The 17,135-nt window shown below is 60.4% G+C and carries 15 protein-coding genes; 9 read left to right on the top strand and 6 right to left on the bottom strand.

The window, feature by feature from the left end:
- Positions 1-174: 174 nt before the first annotated feature.
- The 4 genes from E5J99_RS10435 to tsaD all read right to left on the bottom strand — a co-directional run bounded on the left by E5J99_RS10435 (position 175) and on the right by tsaD (position 3,643).
- Positions 175-672, bottom strand: a complete 498-nt coding sequence (locus E5J99_RS10435) for an HNH endonuclease (protein ID WP_135497671.1) — start codon at positions 670-672, stop codon at positions 175-177.
- 131 nt (positions 673-803) lie between these two features.
- Complete coding sequence (locus tag E5J99_RS10430) at positions 804-1,607, bottom strand: C40 family peptidase (RefSeq protein WP_245318872.1); 804 nt, start codon at positions 1,605-1,607, stop codon at positions 804-806.
- 441 nt (positions 1,608-2,048) lie between these two features.
- Positions 2,049-2,522: an SsrA-binding protein SmpB gene (smpB, locus tag E5J99_RS10425; RefSeq protein ID WP_135497670.1), complete on the bottom strand. Its 474-nt coding sequence runs from the start codon at positions 2,520-2,522 to the stop codon at positions 2,049-2,051.
- A 110-nt stretch (positions 2,523-2,632) separates the two neighbouring features.
- On the bottom strand, positions 2,633-3,643 hold the full coding sequence (tsaD, locus tag E5J99_RS10420; protein ID WP_135497669.1) for a tRNA (adenosine(37)-N6)-threonylcarbamoyltransferase complex transferase subunit TsaD: 1,011 nt from the start codon (positions 3,641-3,643) through the stop codon (positions 2,633-2,635).
- A 240-nt stretch (positions 3,644-3,883) separates the two neighbouring features.
- Between tsaD and E5J99_RS10415 the strand changes: the two genes are divergently transcribed.
- The 9 genes from E5J99_RS10415 (at position 3,884) to E5J99_RS10375 (ending at position 15,963) form a co-directional block, all read left to right on the top strand.
- Positions 3,884-8,473, top strand: a complete 4,590-nt coding sequence (locus tag E5J99_RS10415; protein WP_135497668.1) for a translocation/assembly module TamB domain-containing protein — start codon at positions 3,884-3,886, stop codon at positions 8,471-8,473.
- Between the two features lie 69 nt (positions 8,474-8,542).
- A complete protein-coding gene (locus E5J99_RS10410) occupies positions 8,543-9,436 on the top strand; it encodes a cell division protein FtsX (RefSeq protein WP_135497667.1) in 894 nt (297 codons plus the stop codon).
- A 63-nt stretch (positions 9,437-9,499) separates the two neighbouring features.
- A complete protein-coding gene (locus E5J99_RS10405) occupies positions 9,500-9,811 on the top strand; it encodes a DUF3098 domain-containing protein (protein ID WP_135497666.1) in 312 nt (103 codons plus the stop codon).
- Entirely contained in the window at positions 9,812-10,618 is an 807-nt protein-coding gene (locus tag E5J99_RS10400; protein ID WP_135497665.1) for an undecaprenyl-diphosphate phosphatase, read from the top strand.
- The gene (gene truB, locus E5J99_RS10395) at positions 10,615-11,445 is read left to right on the top strand and encodes a tRNA pseudouridine(55) synthase TruB (protein WP_135497664.1); all 831 of its coding nucleotides are present in this window, start codon (positions 10,615-10,617) and stop codon (positions 11,443-11,445) included. Before E5J99_RS10400 ends, truB begins: the two co-directional genes overlap by 4 nt.
- Positions 11,429-12,382 (top strand): bifunctional riboflavin kinase/FAD synthetase, encoded by a 954-nt coding sequence (locus tag E5J99_RS10390; RefSeq protein WP_135497663.1) that lies wholly within the window; start codon positions 11,429-11,431, stop codon positions 12,380-12,382. Before truB ends, E5J99_RS10390 begins: the two co-directional genes overlap by 17 nt.
- Positions 12,383-12,519: 137 nt before the next feature.
- Positions 12,520-13,215 (top strand): CoA transferase subunit A, encoded by a 696-nt coding sequence (locus E5J99_RS10385; RefSeq protein ID WP_135497662.1) that lies wholly within the window; start codon positions 12,520-12,522, stop codon positions 13,213-13,215.
- Between the two features lie 134 nt (positions 13,216-13,349).
- Complete coding sequence (locus tag E5J99_RS10380; protein ID WP_135497661.1) at positions 13,350-14,009, top strand: CoA transferase subunit B; 660 nt, start codon at positions 13,350-13,352, stop codon at positions 14,007-14,009.
- 415 nt (positions 14,010-14,424) lie between these two features.
- Entirely contained in the window at positions 14,425-15,963 is a 1,539-nt protein-coding gene (locus E5J99_RS10375) for a carbon-nitrogen hydrolase family protein (RefSeq protein ID WP_394345947.1), read from the top strand.
- 340 nt (positions 15,964-16,303) lie between these two features.
- Here E5J99_RS10375 and E5J99_RS10370 read toward each other — a convergent pair whose 3' ends face one another.
- Together E5J99_RS10370 and E5J99_RS10365 are read right to left on the bottom strand one after the other, a co-directional pair.
- Positions 16,304-16,717 carry a response regulator gene (locus E5J99_RS10370; RefSeq protein ID WP_135497659.1) on the bottom strand — a complete coding sequence of 138 codons (414 nt, stop codon included), beginning with the start codon at positions 16,715-16,717 and terminating at the stop codon, positions 16,304-16,306.
- Between the two features lie 12 nt (positions 16,718-16,729).
- Entirely contained in the window at positions 16,730-17,134 is a 405-nt protein-coding gene (locus E5J99_RS10365; RefSeq protein WP_135497658.1) for a response regulator, read from the bottom strand.
- Between the last annotated feature and the right edge of the window lies 1 nt (position 17,135).

Here is a 17,135-nt window from a genome sequence, read left to right as displayed (position 1 = left end):
CACGCGAATTGGTGCTTTCATCCCCGGATTTTGTACAATTCCGGTTACGCCTTGCCCCAGAGCAGCAGGCTTTATTGCTGTTGGCCTGAGGCTTATGCTATTTGCTACGCACAGGTAACCAGCCAAGCCAGGAATAGTTGAGCACAAAAAAGCCGGAAGCAGCTGCTCCCGGCGTTACGTGGTCAAATACGGATGCCAATTCTGGTCGATAGTGCCGGCACTAAGCCTGAGAAAGCCCGACAGCGTCGGTTTCTTGGGCACCTGCCTGATAGTGAGCCCCGCTTCGGCCGGCGTGCGGTGGCCCTTGGCGTGGTTGCAGCGGGAACAGGCCGTTAGCAGATTGGTCCACGACGATTCGCCGCCACGGGAACGAGGCACTACGTGGTCCAGGGTCAGGGTTTTGGTGGAGCCGCAGTATTGGCACTCAAAATGGTCCCGCTTCATGATGTTGTGCCGGCTCAGAGCAATGCCTTTGTAGGGCACACGCACGTAGCGCTGCAATCGAATGATGCTGGGCTTGGGGTAGGCGGTGGAAATGGTACGCAGCACGCCGTGGTCGGATTTGGCTATCATCTCGGCTTTGTCGAGAAAAAGCAGCACAAAAGCCTTTTGCACGCTGCACAGCGTAATGGCAGTATAGTCGCCATTGAGAACTAGCACTTTTTGGTCCATACGCTCATCGAATAAATCATCTGGTACAGCGAAAGCTAGATGATTCTAAGCGTATTAACAACAGCCACATAGTTAAGTTTCCTGCCCCAGCGGTGGGAATAATAAGCTCCTATATAGACTTCACCCGATTATTAATCGGCCAGCAGGCGTTTTATCAGCCGCAGCTTGTGGGAGTACTTCTGGCGCTGCCGGTTGAAGATACCGTTGTGGTCGAGCGGGTCGATGCGAACTTCGCCGCTGGCGTGCAGAATCTGCTGGTCGTCGAGTAGCAGCCCCACGTGCACGATGTGGCCGTCGGCATTGTCGAAGAAAGCCAGGTCGCCGGGCTGGGTCTGGGAGACGAAATGCACCGTGCGGCCGTGGTCAATCTGCTGCCGGGCGTCGCGGGGCAGCTGCACGCCCACCAGGCCGTAGAGCTGCTGCATCAGGCCCGAGCAGTCGATGCCAAACAACGACTTACCGCCCCATACATACGGCGATTTCAGATAAACCTGGGCCATTTTGAGCAGCAATACCAACCGCTTGTCGGCAGGTGCCTGCGGCCCATGACCATTGAGCGGATTGGTAGCGGCCCCGTTATAAAACAGCTTCTGCTCGCCCAAACGCAGCGTCATACCATCAAAAAACGGCAGCCGGCTGCCCAGCGTCACCGGAATGCGGGTGTCGGCATCACTAACCATCTGCACCACATCGAGGCTGCGAGGGTGGTCCTGGGCTTGCCAGGCCCCGAAATACTCAGCCGAAACGCCAGTGTGCTGCTTGGCATCAATCCAGCCCACGTACTGGTCGGCGGCAATACGGACCTGGTGCCAGTTGCCCTGCGTGAGTAGCATGGTGTAGCACTCGCCAAACAAAAGCTGGGTAATGAGTTCGGCCTTATCCGTTGGCTCGGCGCGCACCGGCACGGCGCTCAAGGCGCAGATTCCGTGGTTCAAAGTGGGGAAACAGTAAAAGGATGAAGTGGTGAGCTGACAAAACGCTCTTGGCGCGGCGCCACAACCGGTAGCGGGCCTGGCGCGACGCACTGTTCCACCGGGCGAAATTCCCGCTTTAAAACGAACTCACCAAGTAAGTATCTACAAATTCCCTTTTGCACTGCTTCCTACCTGTTGCTGGGGTCTGTGGACAATGGCATTTCTCTAGCGCCGTCTTGCTTACTTGATATAGAAGCTGTTTAGAAAGTCGCCAACTGTAATCAGCACGTCATGCTGAGTTTGTCGAAGCATCTCTACCGCTTCGGTAACGGGCCGTAGAGAAGCGGTAGAGATGCTTTGGCAAGCTCAGCATGACAGTTTTTTATCCAGCAAGGATAGTACGAAAAACACCTCGACCACTGCTTTGTGCGCAGCATGACAGCCTTTTGTTGCTCACAGGCCCTAGTACTCCCGGGCGCGGTCCATTTCGCGCTTCTGGTCTTTGGCTTTAATATCGTCGCGCTTGTCGTAGAGCTTTTTGCCTTTGGCCAGGGCAATTTCGAGCTTGGCAAAGCCCCGGTCGTTGACAAACAGACGAATGGGCACGATGGTGACGCCCTGCTCCTGCATCTTGTTGGCCAGCTGGCGCAGCTCTTTCTTGTTGAGCAGCAACTTCCGCTCACGCTTGGGCTCGTGGTTGTTGTAGGTACCCAGCGTGTACTGCGAGATGCTCAGGTTGTGCACCCACAGGCTGCCATCGGCATGAAAGGTGCAGAAGCCATCCTGCATGTTCACGTTGCCGTCGCGAATACTCTTGATTTCGGTGCCCTGCAGCATCATGCCCGCGTCGTATTTGGCCAGGAAGCTGTATTCGTAGCTGGCGCGCCGGTTCAGAATGCTGACGCGCTTGGGGGTATCGTCTTTTTGTTTGGCCATGTTGTTCTGCAAATGCCGCCGCGCTGCCGGGCACCGCGGCGGGCACTATTCTATAAAGAGTAGCGTAGGTACGGAAATTAGCTGAACCCAGCCGGGTTTGTACCTACTGCCTACTGCAATTTCAGCCGCGGGTCGGGGCTGACGAAGGGGCTGGCGAAGTCGGCGGCGGCGTACTGAAAATGGGCCGTCATGGCGACCATGCCGGCATTATCGGTGCAGAATTCGAAGTCGGGAATGAATACCGCCCAGCCTTTTTCGGTAGTCAGCCGCGTGAGGGCCTCCCGCAAACCAGAGTTGGCGGCCACGCCCCCGGCCAGGGCAAGCTGCGTCAGACCATTATCCTGAGCGGCCCGCACGAACTGGCGCAGCAGGGTTTGAATGATGGTGTGCTGGATACTGGCGCAGAGGTCGGCCAGGTTTTCGGTAATAAAGTCGGGATTCTGCGCCGTTTGCTGGCGCAAAAAATAGAGTACCGACGTTTTGAGGCCGCTGAAGGAGAAGTCGTAGCCGGGCATGGTGCCTACCGGAAACGGGAAGCGCGTCGGGTTGCCCAGCCGTGCCTGCTTATCGAGGTGGGGGCCGCCGGGATAGGGCAAGCCGAGTAGCTTGGCGGTTTTGTCGAATGCCTCGCCGGCGGCATCGTCGATGGTCTGGCCGATAACCTGCATGTCCATCGGGCCGCGCACGATGACCAGCTGCGTGTGGCCGCCACTCACGGTGAGGCACAGAAACGGAAACACCGGCCGCGGGGCCCGAATAAAGTGAGCCAGAATGTGGGCCCGCATGTGGTTCACGGCAATCAGCGGCTTTCCCAGCGCCTGGGCAAAGGTTTTGGCAAACATGCTGCCCACCAACAAGGAGCCCAACAGGCCCGGCCCTTGGGTGAAGGCTACCGCGTCGAGGGCGGATTTGTCTACCTTTGCCCGGCGCAGGGCTTCCTGCACCACCGGCACCAGATGCTGCTGATGCGCCCGGGAGGCCAACTCGGGCACTACGCCGCCGTATTGTTCGTGCACTTGCTGGGTAGCCACCACATTGGCAAGGATTTCGCCGCCGGCCATAACAGCTGCCGACGTATCATCACAGGAAGACTCGATGGCCAGAATGACGGGAAAAAGCATGCGGTTCATTTCAGAAGATACAGGCACTCCGCGCATCGTTTTTTACGCTCCGGACTGCATAATTTAGTACAAAGGTCGTTTAAAACCTGTAACCGTCACTGGCCGCCGCCGCTGGTTTTTCTGCGCTGAGTCCGGGGGTGCGCCTGGCATTCTCCGGTAAGCTGCCGGGCTGACCAGGCAGCCCTTCACCCAAATCCCGCATCTTCGTACTCAAACAATCTTTTTTCCATTCTGTTTTTCGTGCCCCGCTTTCTTTCCATCACGCTCAAATTACTCCTGGGCCTGCTCCTGCTACTGGGGCTGGCGGTGGGCGGCGTGCTGCTGGCGTTGCGGGTGCCCAGCGTACAAACGCGCCTGGCCCAGAAGATGGCTACCATCCTGACCGAAAAGCTCGGGCAGCGCGTTATCGTGGGCAGCGTGGATGTGCGGCCTTTTTCGCGGGTGGTGCTGGAAGGCGTGCGGGTGCTGGACCGCCAGGGCGGGGAGCTGTTTCACATTGGCAAGGCCGATGCCGATATCAAGCTCTTTTCGGTATTCGACCCTAGCCACCTGCACATCGGCAAGCTCACGCTGGAGGAGCCCCGCTTTTCGCAGATAACCTATGCCAACCAGCCCGACTCCACCAACCTTTCGCAGTTCCTGAGTGCCGTTAAGCGGCTCATCGGGCCGCCCGATACGACCAAGGTATCCAAGCCATTCGACTTCCAGATTGAGGCCATTGCGTTGCGCAACGGCCGTTTTGTGCTCGACCGGCAGAACGAGCCCCGCGCCGAAACCTACGGCCGCACCATCGACTACGCCCACATGTACATCGACAGCATCTACGCCGATGTGTCGGGGCTGTGGCTGCGGGCTGATACCATTCATGCCCAAATCGACGACATGCGGGCCATCGATACGCCTTCGCGCACCCGCCTGAAGGAGCTGACGACCAACATGACCTACGCCGACCACTTCTGGGAGTTCGACGCCCTGGATCTGCGGGTGGGCCGCAGCCAGCTGCGGTCGTATCTGAAGTTCGAGTTCAAGCACTTTCTGAACTTCACCGACTTCAACGATTCGGTGAAAGTGACGGCCCGCCTGGATTCGACGCGGATATACTCCGACGACATTGCCAGCTTCGCGCCCCAGCCCGCCATTCGGGACTTACGGGAAACGGTGCTGATTTCGGGGCAGGCCAAAGGCTACGTAACGAATTTCACGACCAAGAACCTCGACATCACCTATGGTAAAAACACGCACGTAGCGGGCAACATCAACGTGCAGGGCTTGCCCAATCTCAAGGAGAGCTTCGTGGAAATGCGCCTGCGCCCGTCCGTTATCGACGGGCGCGACATCCGGCGCTACATTCCGGCCTCGGGCTGGCCCTACGTGCAGCGCTTGGGCACGGTGCGCCTGAACGGGCAATTTCTGGGTTTCTACAACGACTTCGTGGCTAACGGAGCCTTCCGGACGGCCCTGGGCGAAGTGGTGTCCGACGTCAACATCAAGTTCAAAACCGACCCGCGCTTCTCCACTTATGAGGGTCAGGTAAAAACCACCGCCTTTCAGCTGGGCAAGCTGCTGGGCGACGAAAGCGTGGTGCGTGATATTACCATGAACGGCCGCGTGGAAGGCGTGGGCTTCACGCCCGAGCGGGCCCGTCTCAAGGCCAACGCCAGCGTGCGGAGCATCTGGCTCAATGGCTACCGCTACCGCAACATCACTACCAACGGCCAGTTCAGCCGGCAGGCTTTTGAGGGAAAGTTGGCCGTAAATGACCCGAATCTGCAGATTGACGCCAGTGGCAGCATCGATCTGAACAAAACCCGCCAGGCCTTCGACGTGGCCGCCCGGGTGAAGCGGGCCGACTTGCGCGCCCTGGGCCTGACCAAGCAGAGCGTGGTAGTGGCCACCACTGCCGACCTGAAATTTAAGGGCCTGAAGCTGGATGAGCTTATCGGCCGCATCATTTTGCGCAACTCCCGGCTGACGCTGGCCGGCCGCACCGTGCCCATCGATACCCTCGACGTGGTGAGCCAGCGCACCGGCCGGCAGCGCCGCGTTACGGTTCGCTCGGAAGTGCTCAACCTCACGGCCAACGGCGACTTCAACTTCAGCACCGTGGCCCGCGACGTGCAAACGCTGCTGACCGAGTACCAGCTCAATTTCGAAAGCAACGACGCGGCCATTGCCAGCTATTACCGTCGCAAGCAGCAGCGCCCCATTTCGGAGTACGCCATTGCCCTGGACCTGTACATCAAGCAGGCCAACCCGGTGCTGCACCTGTTCCTGCCCAGCCTGACGCTCTCCGACTTCTCGCGCGTAGACGGCTCCTTCCGCAACGGGCCAACGTCTATTTTCTCACTGGGCGGACATTTCGACGGCATTCAGTACGACAGCGTGCGGGCCGTGAACACCGATTTTGAATTCACGACCTCCAAGCTGCCCTACCAGCCCGAAGTGCTGGCCCAGGCCAACATCACCTCCGAGCGGCAGGTGCTGCCGGGCTTAGGCAAAACGGAGAAGTTCTACGTGGAAGGCGTCTGGGACCAGGAGCGCATCAACTTCTCTACCTCGCTGGCCCAGACCAACTCGGCCAACAAAGCCGCCATCAATGGCTCATTGGCGTTTCTGCCGCAGGCAATACAGATTATTTTCCGGCAGTCGGGCGTGAACCTGCTCGGGAAAGACTGGACCATTGCCGCCGACAACTCCATCCTTATTTCGGGGCGGGGCACTGAGTTCGACATTCAAAACCTGACGCTCAGCAATGGCGCGCAGAGCGTTAGTGCGCAGGGCTTTATTTCCAACGACCCCAGCAAGCAGCTCCAGCTGGCCGTCAAGGACTTCGAGTTGGCCACGCTCAATGCGCTGACCACCCAGAACATCGGGGGGCGCGTGAATGCGGCAGGTACCATCAGCGGCGTGTATGGACCGCTCAAAATTGCCAGTACGCTCGATGTGGATTCGCTGGCGTTCGATAATGTGTTCATTGGCAACGTGCGCGGCAGCGGCGAGTGGAACAACCGCAACAGTCAGCTGCTGGTAGACCTCGACGTGCTGCGCGACCGGCAGCGCGTGGTGCGGGTGGCCGGCACCTACGCTCCCCGGGCCAAAGAGCAGCAGCTAAACCTGACAGCCGTATTGGACAATGCCCCCGTGAAGCTTGCCGAACCGCTGCTCAATACCTTATTCGACGATATGGAAGGTACCGCCGTGGGCACCCTGCGCCTCACGGGCCGCCTGGCCGCACCCAATCTGGTCGGTAACATCGACGTGGCCGATGGCAAGCTGACGTTCCGCTATCTGGGCACCACCTACACCTTCGCCGACCGGATTCGCTTCACGGAGGACCGCATCAACTTCCGCAGCATTCGGCTGCGCGACCCGCTGGGCAACTCGGGTGTGCTCGACGGCAATATTTACCACAAGGGTTTTCAGCAGATGCGCCTGGGCCTGCGGGCCACGTTCACTAAGCTGCTCGTGCTCAATACCACCCGCAAGGACAACGACCTGTACTTCGGCACCGCCTACGCCACCGGCGACGCCGTGGTGTATGGCCCCACCGACAACCTGGTGGTGAACGTGCGGGCCCGCAGCGACGCCGGCACCCGCATGTCGCTGCCGCTCGACAACGCCGCCAAGGCCCAACAGGCCAGCTATATCAAGTTCGTCAATCGTAATTTGTCGGACACAGTTACCACCGTAAAAATACCTACGGCAGCCTCCGGGCAGGTCGACCTTTCCGGCATTCGGCTCAACTTCACCCTCGACGTGACGCCCGACGCCTACATCGAGATTCTGTTGGACGAGAGCACCGGCGACGTTATTCGGGGGACGGCGGCCGGACAGCTGCGCCTGAATATCGACACGCGCGGCGACTTCAATATGTTCGGGCAGGTCGAAATCGTGCGCGGGGCGTACAACTTCACGTTGCAGGGCCTGATCAACAAGGAATTCGTGGTGCGGCCCGGCGGCACCATCTCCTGGAACGGCGACCCGCTGGCCGGCGAGATGAACGTGACGGCGGCCTACACCCAGCGCACGTCCCTGGCCCCTATTCTGGGCCAAACGGCGCTCAACAGCCGGGCCGTGGTGCCAGTAACGGCGGTGATGAACCTGACCGGCCCACTGCTGCTGCCCACCATCCGCCTGAATCTGGAGTTCAACGACGCGCCCTCCTCCCTGGAAGGCGACCTGACGGCCTTCACATCGTCGTTGCGCAACGACGAGCAGGAGCTGAACCGGCAGGTGTTTAGCCTGCTGGTGTTCAAGCAGCTTTCTCCGCCCGGCCAGTTTACCCAGATCAGCCTGCGCGGCAACGACAACACGGTGCAGAACAGCCTGGGCCAGATTCTCTCGACTCAATTGGGCATTCTCACCTCCCAAATCGACCAGAACCTCGAAATCGACTTCAATATCAACGGTCTTTCGGCCGAGCAGCTGCAGGCCCTGCAGGTGCGCCTGAGCTACAGCTTCCTGAATGGCCGCCTGCGCGTGACACGGGAAGGCGGCTTCAACACGAGTGCCAACAACAATAACAGCACCACCACCACGCCCAATACGGCGGGCCAGGCTTCCCTGCTCGGCGACCTCAGCCTGGAATACTACCTGCGCCCCGATGGAAAATTCCGGGCCAAGCTGCGCTACGAAACCACGCCGCGCGACTTCAACGACCTGTCTACGCTCACCAACCAGGCCCGCGCCGGCGTCAGCTTGCTGCATACCGAGCAGTTCGACACGTTCCGGGAGCTGTTTTCGCGCAAACGGCTGCGCCGTCGCGAAGCCGCCGCCCGCAAAGCCCGCGAAGTGCTGAATGTGGACGACGACCCGCGCACGGTGCTCTAGCGCCGCCCGCCGCACCCCGCTTTTCAGCTTAGCTTCTCATTCCTAATTGTTCCTTGTACTTTTGCCCGCATGGCCCAAAATCGCCCGACCCGCAAAAAGAAGCTTGGCAACTACCCGCACCTGATGGTCGTGTTCAGTATCACGCTGTCGTTGCTGGTCATTGGCTTGTTCGGGCTGCTGCTGATTCATGCCCACAAGCTCTCCAACCTGGTGAAGGAGAACATCGAAATGCAGGTGTATCTGGACCGCGACCTGCCCGAAACGCAACTCCTTCGCTTGCAGCAGGATATCAGCCGCAAGAAGTACGTGGCCTACAAAAACGACCAGCCGCAGGTGCGTTTCCTCTCCAAGGAAGAAGGCGCCAAGCAGTTTCTGGACCAGACCGGCGAAGACCCCGAGCAGTTTCTGGGCGACAATCCGTTGCGCGACGCCTACCTGCTCAAAATCAGCGCTGAGTACACCGACTCGACCCAGATGCGGCGCATTGTGCAGGAGCTGCGGGCGGAGCCGGGCGTATTTGAAGTCGAGTACGTGCAGAGCTTTATTGACTCGGTCAACACCAACCTGCGCAAGATCAGCCTCGTGCTGCTGGGCTTTGCTCTGGTGCTCACGCTGGTTGTCACGGTGCTCATCAACAATACCATCAAGCTGGCGCTGTTCTCGCAGCGCTTCCTGATTCGGAGCATGCAGCTGGTGGGAGCCACTTCCTTTTTCATTCAGCGGCCGTTTCTGCGGCGGGCTACCTGGCAGGGTTTCGTTAGTGGCATGCTGGCCGCGCTGCTGTTGCTGGCGCTGCTGCAATACGCGTACCTCCAGCTGGAGGAGCTGCGGCTGCTGCGCGATGAGCGCCTCATCGGGGCCCTCATGGTGGGCATGGTGCTGCTGGGCTGCGGCATTGGCTTTCTGAGCTCGTACCGGGCCGTGCGCAAGTACCTGGGCATGTCGCTCGACGATTTATATTAACCGCAACCCTTTCCGCTGGTCCGGCCACGCCAGCTGGGGTCAGACCGCTTTTTTCAGTACTCAATGGAACACAACCAGACTCCCCGCTTCGCCTTCGGGCCACGCAACTACCGCCTGATGTGGCTCGGGCTGGCCCTGCTGGCCGCCGGCTTCGTCACCATGACCCTCGACTCGGCCGACTATGGCGAAGGGTTCCTGGGCATCACGCTCGGCCCGATTTTGCTGGCCGTAGGGTTCATCATCGAGTTCTGGGCCATCATGGCCAAGCCCGGCACGCCGCCGCCCGCCGCTACCGACACCATTACCCGCGCCGAAACCGCGCCGAAACCCGTGGCGCCGGTTGCGCCGGTTGCGCCTACCTATAAGCGTCCGTAGATGAGTTACTGGCACGCCCTGCTCCTGGCCATCGTAGAAGGACTGACTGAGTTTCTGCCGATTTCCAGCACGGGCCACATGATTATTGCCTCGGCGCTGCTGGGCATTCCGACCACGGCTTTCACCAAGCTGTTTCTGGTTGTTATCCAGCTGGGCGCTATTCTGTCGGTGTTTGCCGTGTACTGGCGGCGCTTTTTCCAGAACGTCGACTTCTACCTCAAGCTGCTGGTGGCCTTTCTGCCGATTATCGTGGTGGGCCTCTCGCTGAAGAAATACATCGATGTGCTACTCGAATCGGTGCCGGTGGTGGCGTTTATGCTGATGTTCGGGGGCGTGGTGCTGCTCTTCGTGGACCGCTGGTTTCCGCAGGGCGACCCGGCCACGGGTGAGCACCCCGTGACGACGCCTACGTTTCGGCAGGCCTTCACCATTGGCGTGTTTCAGTGCCTGGCCGTGGTGCCGGGCGTGAGTCGCTCGGCGGCCACCATCATTGGCGGCCTCACCCAGCGCCTGACCCGCAAGGCCGCCGCCGAATTCGCCTTTTTCCTGGCTATGCCTACGATGGCCGCCGCGGCCGCCAAAGATATTCTGGACTATTACCAGGACAATCCGGCCCTGACCGGCGAGCAAATCAAGCAGCTGCTGTTCGGCAATGCGGTGGCGTTCGTCGTGGCGCTGCTGGCCATCCGCTTCTTTGTGAGCTTTATCACCAAATACGGCTTTCGCGCTTTCGGTATCTACCGCATCATCGTGGGCGGCCTGCTCCTGATTATGCTCGCGCTGGGCATTAACCTGCAATTGGTATGAGCGAAGATCTGCTCCCCCGTACGTTTGATTTTGAAGCCGGCGAAATTCTGCTGCTCGACAAACCCCTGACCTGGACCTCCTTCGATGTGGTGCGCAAGGTAAAAAACACGCTGCGCATCAAGAAAATCGGCCACGCCGGCACGCTCGACCCCTTGGCAACCGGCCTGCTCATTCTGTGCACCGGCAAGCTAACCAAGCAGATCGACCTGATTCAGGCCCAGGAAAAGGAATATACCGGCACCTTCCGCCTGGGCCAGACCACACCGTCGTTCGATCTGGAAACGCCCGTGGATGCGGAGCTGCCCTTCGAGCACCTCACGCCCGAGGCACTGCACGCCGCCGCCGAGGCTTTCACCGGCCTGCTGCAGCAGACACCGCCGCTTTACTCGGCCGTGAAAGTGAACGGGGAACGCGCCTATGAGCTGGCGCGGCGCGGCGACACGGCCGAAATCAAGTCCAAGGAAGTCACGATTAAGGTGTTCGAGCTGACCAGCATCGCGCTGCCGGAAGTGCAGTTTCGAGTGGTGTGCACCAAAGGCACCTACATCCGGAGCCTGGCCCGCGACTTTGGCCAGCACCTGGGCTGCGGCGCCCACCTTAGCGCCTTGGTTCGCACCCGCATCGGGGACTACCACGTGGCCGATGCGCTGTCGTTGGAGGCAGTGCAGGCTCTGCGCCCGCCCCGCCCCGCCGGGGCCGCCGATACGGACGAAGCCCGCCCGCCGCACCCGAACCGAAACAAACCCCGCCGTCGTATTCAGGCTTACGTAGCTCCGGCTGCGGATTCCCCCTCCCCTGATAGTTCTTCCGATGCAGGTATTTCGTGACCCGGCGCAGTTTCCGCACCTCCACAACGCTACGGTCACGACCGGCACGTTCGACGGGGTGCACCTGGGGCACCAGAAAATACTGCGCCGCCTGCTGGAAGTAGCCCGGCAAACCGGCGGGCCGTCGGTCGTGATTACCTACTGGCCCCACCCACGACTGGTGCTGGCTCCGCCCCTGGCCCACCCGCAGCCACTCGATTTGCACCTGCTTTCCACGCTGGACGAGCGAATTGAGTACCTGGAAAAGTTCGGGGTCGACTACCTGCTGATTGTACGCTTCACCAAGGAATTCTCCGAGCTTTCTTCCGAAGAATACATTCAACAACTACTGCTCGATACCGTGGGCACGCGCAAGCTGGTGATTGGCTACGACCACCGGTTCGGCAAAAACCGAGAGGGCGGCTTCGAGTACCTGAGCCAGAATGCCGACCGCTACGGCATGGAAGTCGAGGAGATTCCGCGCGAAGACGTAGCGGCCGTGGGCGTGAGCAGCACCCGCATCCGCCGCGCCCTGGAAGCGGGCGACATCCTGACTGCCAACCGCTACCTGGGCTACAGCTACCCGCTCACCGGCCTGGTAGTGCAGGGTCAGCAGTTGGGCCGCACCATTGGCTACCCTACCGCTAACCTACAGCTGCCGGAACCCCTGAAGCAGATTCCGGCCCGGGGCGTGTACGCCGTGCTGGCCACTACCCAGGCCGGCACCGTGGAGCCGGGCATGCTCAATATTGGCGTGCGGCCCACGGTGGGCGGTGCGTTGGCTCAAACTATCGAAGTACACCTGCTCGATTTTACGGGTGACTTATACGGCCAGCTCCTCACGCTGCAGCTGGTAGCCCGGCTGCGCGATGAGCAGAAATTCAGTGGCCTTGATGCGCTCAAAGCCCAGCTTGCCCAAGATGCCGACGACGCCCGCCGCCACTTGGTGGGGGGCTGAGGCTGACTGATTTTGCACTGGTCTGGGGCCTGCTTCTCCCGTGGCGGATGAGCAGGCCCTGGTTCTTTTCAGGTCCCGGCGGCGGCTACTCGCGGGCATCTTGCTATTTTAGGCCCCCAAACACCCACCCTCTCCCCATGATTAACAAAGTTGTAGCCGATGCCCAAGCGGCGCTGCACGGTCTCACCGATGGCATGACGCTGATGCTCGGCGGCTTCGGTCTGTGCGGCATTCCCGAAAACTCCATTCAGGAAATCCTGCGCCTCGGCGTCAAAAACCTGGTTTGTATCAGCAATAATGCTGGTGTCGATGATTTTGGCATTGGCTTGCTGCTGCAAACCAAGCAGGTGAAAAAGATGATTTCCAGCTACGTAGGCGAGAATGCCGAGTTTGAGCGCCAGCTGCTGAGCGGCGAGCTGGAAGTAGAGCTGATTCCGCAGGGCACGCTGGCCGAGCGGTGCCGGGCCGGGGGCGCGGGTATTCCGGCCTTTTTCACGCCGGCCGGCTACGGTACGGAGGTTGGCGAGGGCAAAGAAAGCCGCGAGTTCAACGGCAAGATGTACCTGCTCGAAACCGCCTTGCACGCCGATTTTGCTTTCGTGAAGGCCTGGAAAGGCGACACGGCCGGCAACCTGATTTTCAAAGGCACGGCCCGCAACTTCAACCCCATGATGGCCACGGCCGGCAAAATAACAGTGGCCGAAGTGGAAGAGCTGGTGCCCGCCGGCGAGCTGGACCCCAATCAGATTCACACGCCCGGCATCTTTGTGCAGCGCATTTTTGAGGGCAGAAACTACGAAAAGCGCATCGAGCAGCGCACGGTGCGGGCCTAGTCGTTACGTATAAAATCAGAACGTCATTCCGAGCTTGCCGAGAAATCTCGCGTGCTGACTTCAGAGTAGTAATCAACTGTCAGCACGCGAGATTCCTCGGCAAGCTCGGAATGACCGCCCTACCAAAACCCACCATGGCACTAGACAAACACGGCATCGCCAAGCGCATTGCGCAAGAAGTACAAAACAACTCCTACGTCAACCTCGGCATCGGCATTCCCACGCTGGTAGCCAACTACATTCCCGAGGGTATCAACGTGGAGCTGCAAAGTGAAAACGGCTTGCTCGGTATGGGCCCCTTCCCCACCGACGCCGAAGTGGACCCCGACCTCATCAACGCCGGCAAGCAGACCGTGACTACGCTGCCCGGCTCCAGCCTCTTCAGCTCCGCCGACTCATTCGGCATGATTCGCGGCGAGCACGTCGACCTGACCATTCTGGGCGCCATGGAGGTTTCCGAAAACGGCGACATCGCCAACTGGAAGATCCCCGGCAAGATGGTGAAAGGCATGGGCGGCGCTATGGACCTCGTGGCTTCCGCCAAAAACATCATCGTGGCCATGCAGCACGTAGCCAAGGATGGCAGCAGCAAACTGCTGCCGGCCTGCACGCTGCCCATCACGGGGCTGCGCTGCGTGAAGAAAATCGTGACCGAGCTGGCCGTGCTGGATGTAACGCCTGACGGCTTCGTGCTGCGCGAGCGGGCTCCGGGCGTGAGCGTGGAGCAGATTCAGGCAGCTACGGCCGGCAAGCTGATAATTCCGGCCGCTGGCGTGCCCGAAATGGTGTTGTAGCTCCTTATCGGCCACTAGCCCCTGACCAACACCGGCCGGGTTCCTTGCCCAGGAGCCCGGCCGGTTGGCTTTTACGGCTCCTACCGTGGGGCTTGCGGCCCCGGGCGCGGCGGTTACCGGCACTTACCAGCTACTGCCCGTTGGTTGCCGTATACCGGGGCGTAGCCGAAGCGGCGCAGCTGGCGGGTGCTGGCTGCGGGTGCAATGCCTACCTTTGTTTTTCCCTTTTCGTCTCTTCTCTCCGTCTACTATTATGGCCACTTCTTCAACTGGCAAAACCGGCGGCAGCCACGCTAAAAAAGTCTCTCCCGACAAAGCCACCGCCCTGGAGCTGCTCACGCCCACGGCCATCCCGGCCCACAAGCTGGTGCTGCGCACGCTGCGCCGCTCCGACTTCAAGGCCGTGAAGGCCATCATGGATAAGGTGTACTCCAATATGGAAGGCTCCTGGTCGGCCGAGGAGTTTGGGGCCTTGGTGCGCAAATTCCCCGAGGGGCAGATCTGCATCGAGGACAACGGGCAGGTGGTAGCCGCCGCCCTGGCCATCATCGTGCAGTACTCCGACTTCGGCGACCGGCACACCTACGCCAAAATCACCGGCAACGGCAAGTTCCAGACCCACAACCCCGACGGCGACACGCTCTACGGCGTCGACGTTTTCGTGGACCCCGAGTACCGCTCGCTGCGCCTGGGCCGCCGCCTCTACGACGCCCGCAAGGAGCTCTGCGAAAACCTCAACCTGCGCGCTATGGTGGCCGGGGGCCGGATTCCGGGCTATGCGGCCTACGCCGGCGAGATGACGCCGGCCAAGTACGTGGAAATGGTGCGTAACAAGGAAATCACCGACCCCATCCTCACCTTTCAGCTCTCCAACGAGTTTCACGTCCGCAAAATCATTCGCGGCTACCTGCCCTACGACTCCGAATCGAAGGCCTTTGCCACGCTGCTCGAATGGCTGAACGTGTACTATGAGGAGGAGGAAAAGCTGATCGGCAACCAGAAAAGCAACGTCCGCATCGGCATCGTGCAGTGGCAGATGCGGGCCACGCGCAGCCTGGAAGACTTGTTGCAGCAGATTGAGTTCTTCGTCGATACCGTGTCGGGCTATAAGTCCGACTGCGTGATGTTTCCGGAGTTTTTCAACGCCCCGCTGATGGCCCTCACCAACGAGGACTCGCCGGCAGTGGCTATCCGGGCCATGGCGGCCTTCACCGAGCCCATCAAAACCAAGATGATGGAGCTGGCCGTGAGCTACAACATCAACATCGTGGCCGGCTCGATGCCGGTCTACCTCGATGGCAAGCTCCACAATGTGGCTTTCCTCTGCCGCCGCGACGGCACCATGGACGAGCAGTATAAGCTGCACGTCACCCCCGACGAGGCCAGCTACTGGGGCATGCGCGGCGGCGACAAGCTCAAGTGCTTCGATACCGACTTCGGCAAAATCGGCATCCTGGTGTGCTACGACGTGGAGTTCCCCGAGCTCTCGCGCATGCTGAGCGACGAAGGCATGAAAATCCTGTTCGTACCCTTCTGGACCGACACCAAGAACGCCTACCAGCGGGTGCGGATCTGCGCCCAGGCCCGGGCCATCGAAAACGAGTGCTACGTCGCCATTACCGGCTCGGTGGGCAACCTGCCGCGGGTCGAGAATATGGATATTCAGTACTCCCAGAGCGCCGTGTTCAGCCCCTCGGACTTCGCCTTCCCCCACGATGCCATCGTGGCTGAGGCCACGCCCAACACCGAAATGACCCTGATTGCCGACCTCGACCTGGACCTGCTCAAGGACCTGAACACCAGCGGGGCCGTGCGCAACCTGCGCGACCGGCGCAAAGACCTCTACTCGCTGAGCTGGACGGTGAAAAAGGCCGACCGCGACGACGAGCTGCTGGCCCAGGGCGAAGAGCGCCTGCCCAAAGTAAGCCGGCGCAAAGCCATTGCGGCGGGGTAAGGCCAAACCCGCCTGTCATCCTGAGCGCAACGAAGGGCCTTCCCTGTAGGGGACTATACCCTTTGCTCACTGCACAAAGTCCTTTACCGTTCGCTGGTAAAGGACTTTGTGCATTTATACGCGTCACGAAGTGACTTGCGAAAATTAGGCGGATGTAGAGACGCGACCCTTCGCGTCTCGGCGTTGAACGATGCCTTCGCGGCGCGGTCCCGGAGACGCGAAGGGTCGCATCTCTACCTCGTTCTCGCAAAGCACTTCGCGACGCGTATACACCCGTTTAGCAGGGCATCAGAGGAAGGTACTTCGCAAGCGTACGCCAGATGAAGGGTGACAGGAAAAATTAGGACACGCCGAAGTAATTGCGTAGTAGCTGATTGACGGCTTCCGCCGTCAGGGGCTTGGTCAGTACCGCCGTGACGGGCAGGTGCTGGTCCTCCACCAGATGGGGGTTGAGGGGCAACGCGGTGAGCAGGACCACGACGAACGCCTGCGGCAAGGCGGGGTGCCGCTGGGTGAAGGCGCGCAGGAACTCGAAGCCGTTGAACAGCGGCATGTTGAAGTCCAGCAAAATCAAGGTGGGGCAGGCGGCCGTCGCGGGGTGTCCGCAGCGGGTGTTAAGGATGGCCAGCGCGTCGTCGGCTGTGCTGGCCACCAGCACTTCCTGGCTCACCTGCATTCGCTGCAACAGGCGCTGGTTGTAATAATTCGTGGCCGCGTCGTCGTCCACGAGCAGCACGGCAGGGCGTTGTGACATGGCCGAAGGGGTTCAGGAAGGCAGCGTTTCCAGCACCCGGGCCTGAATTGCCTGAATTGTCATCCCATCCAGCGGTTTGTGCAGGACGCCCGCCACCAAGGGGTACTGCCGGGCGCGGGCCTGGTCGGCGGGAGCCAGCGAGGAGGTCAGAACATAGAACACGCACCGGCCCAGCAGGTGCGCTTCCAGGGGTTGGAGGGCGTCTAACACATCCCAACCGCTGAGTAGGGGCATATTCAGGTCCAGTAGCACGACGTGGGGCAGCGCGTCGGTGGGGCCCTGCTGGCGAAAAAAGGCCACCGCCTCCACCGGGGAGACGAAGGAAGTAATCACATCGGCAGGTTGCCCGTCGCGGCGCAGCAGGCGGGTGGTTAAAAAAATACCCGTCGGGTTGTCGTCAATGATGAGAGTATCCATC

It is taken from the genome of Hymenobacter elongatus, from assembly GCF_004745955.1.
Taxonomy (GTDB): Bacteria; Bacteroidota; Bacteroidia; order Cytophagales; family Hymenobacteraceae; genus Hymenobacter; species Hymenobacter elongatus.
This window is presented reverse-complemented; position numbering and strand designations above follow the sequence as displayed.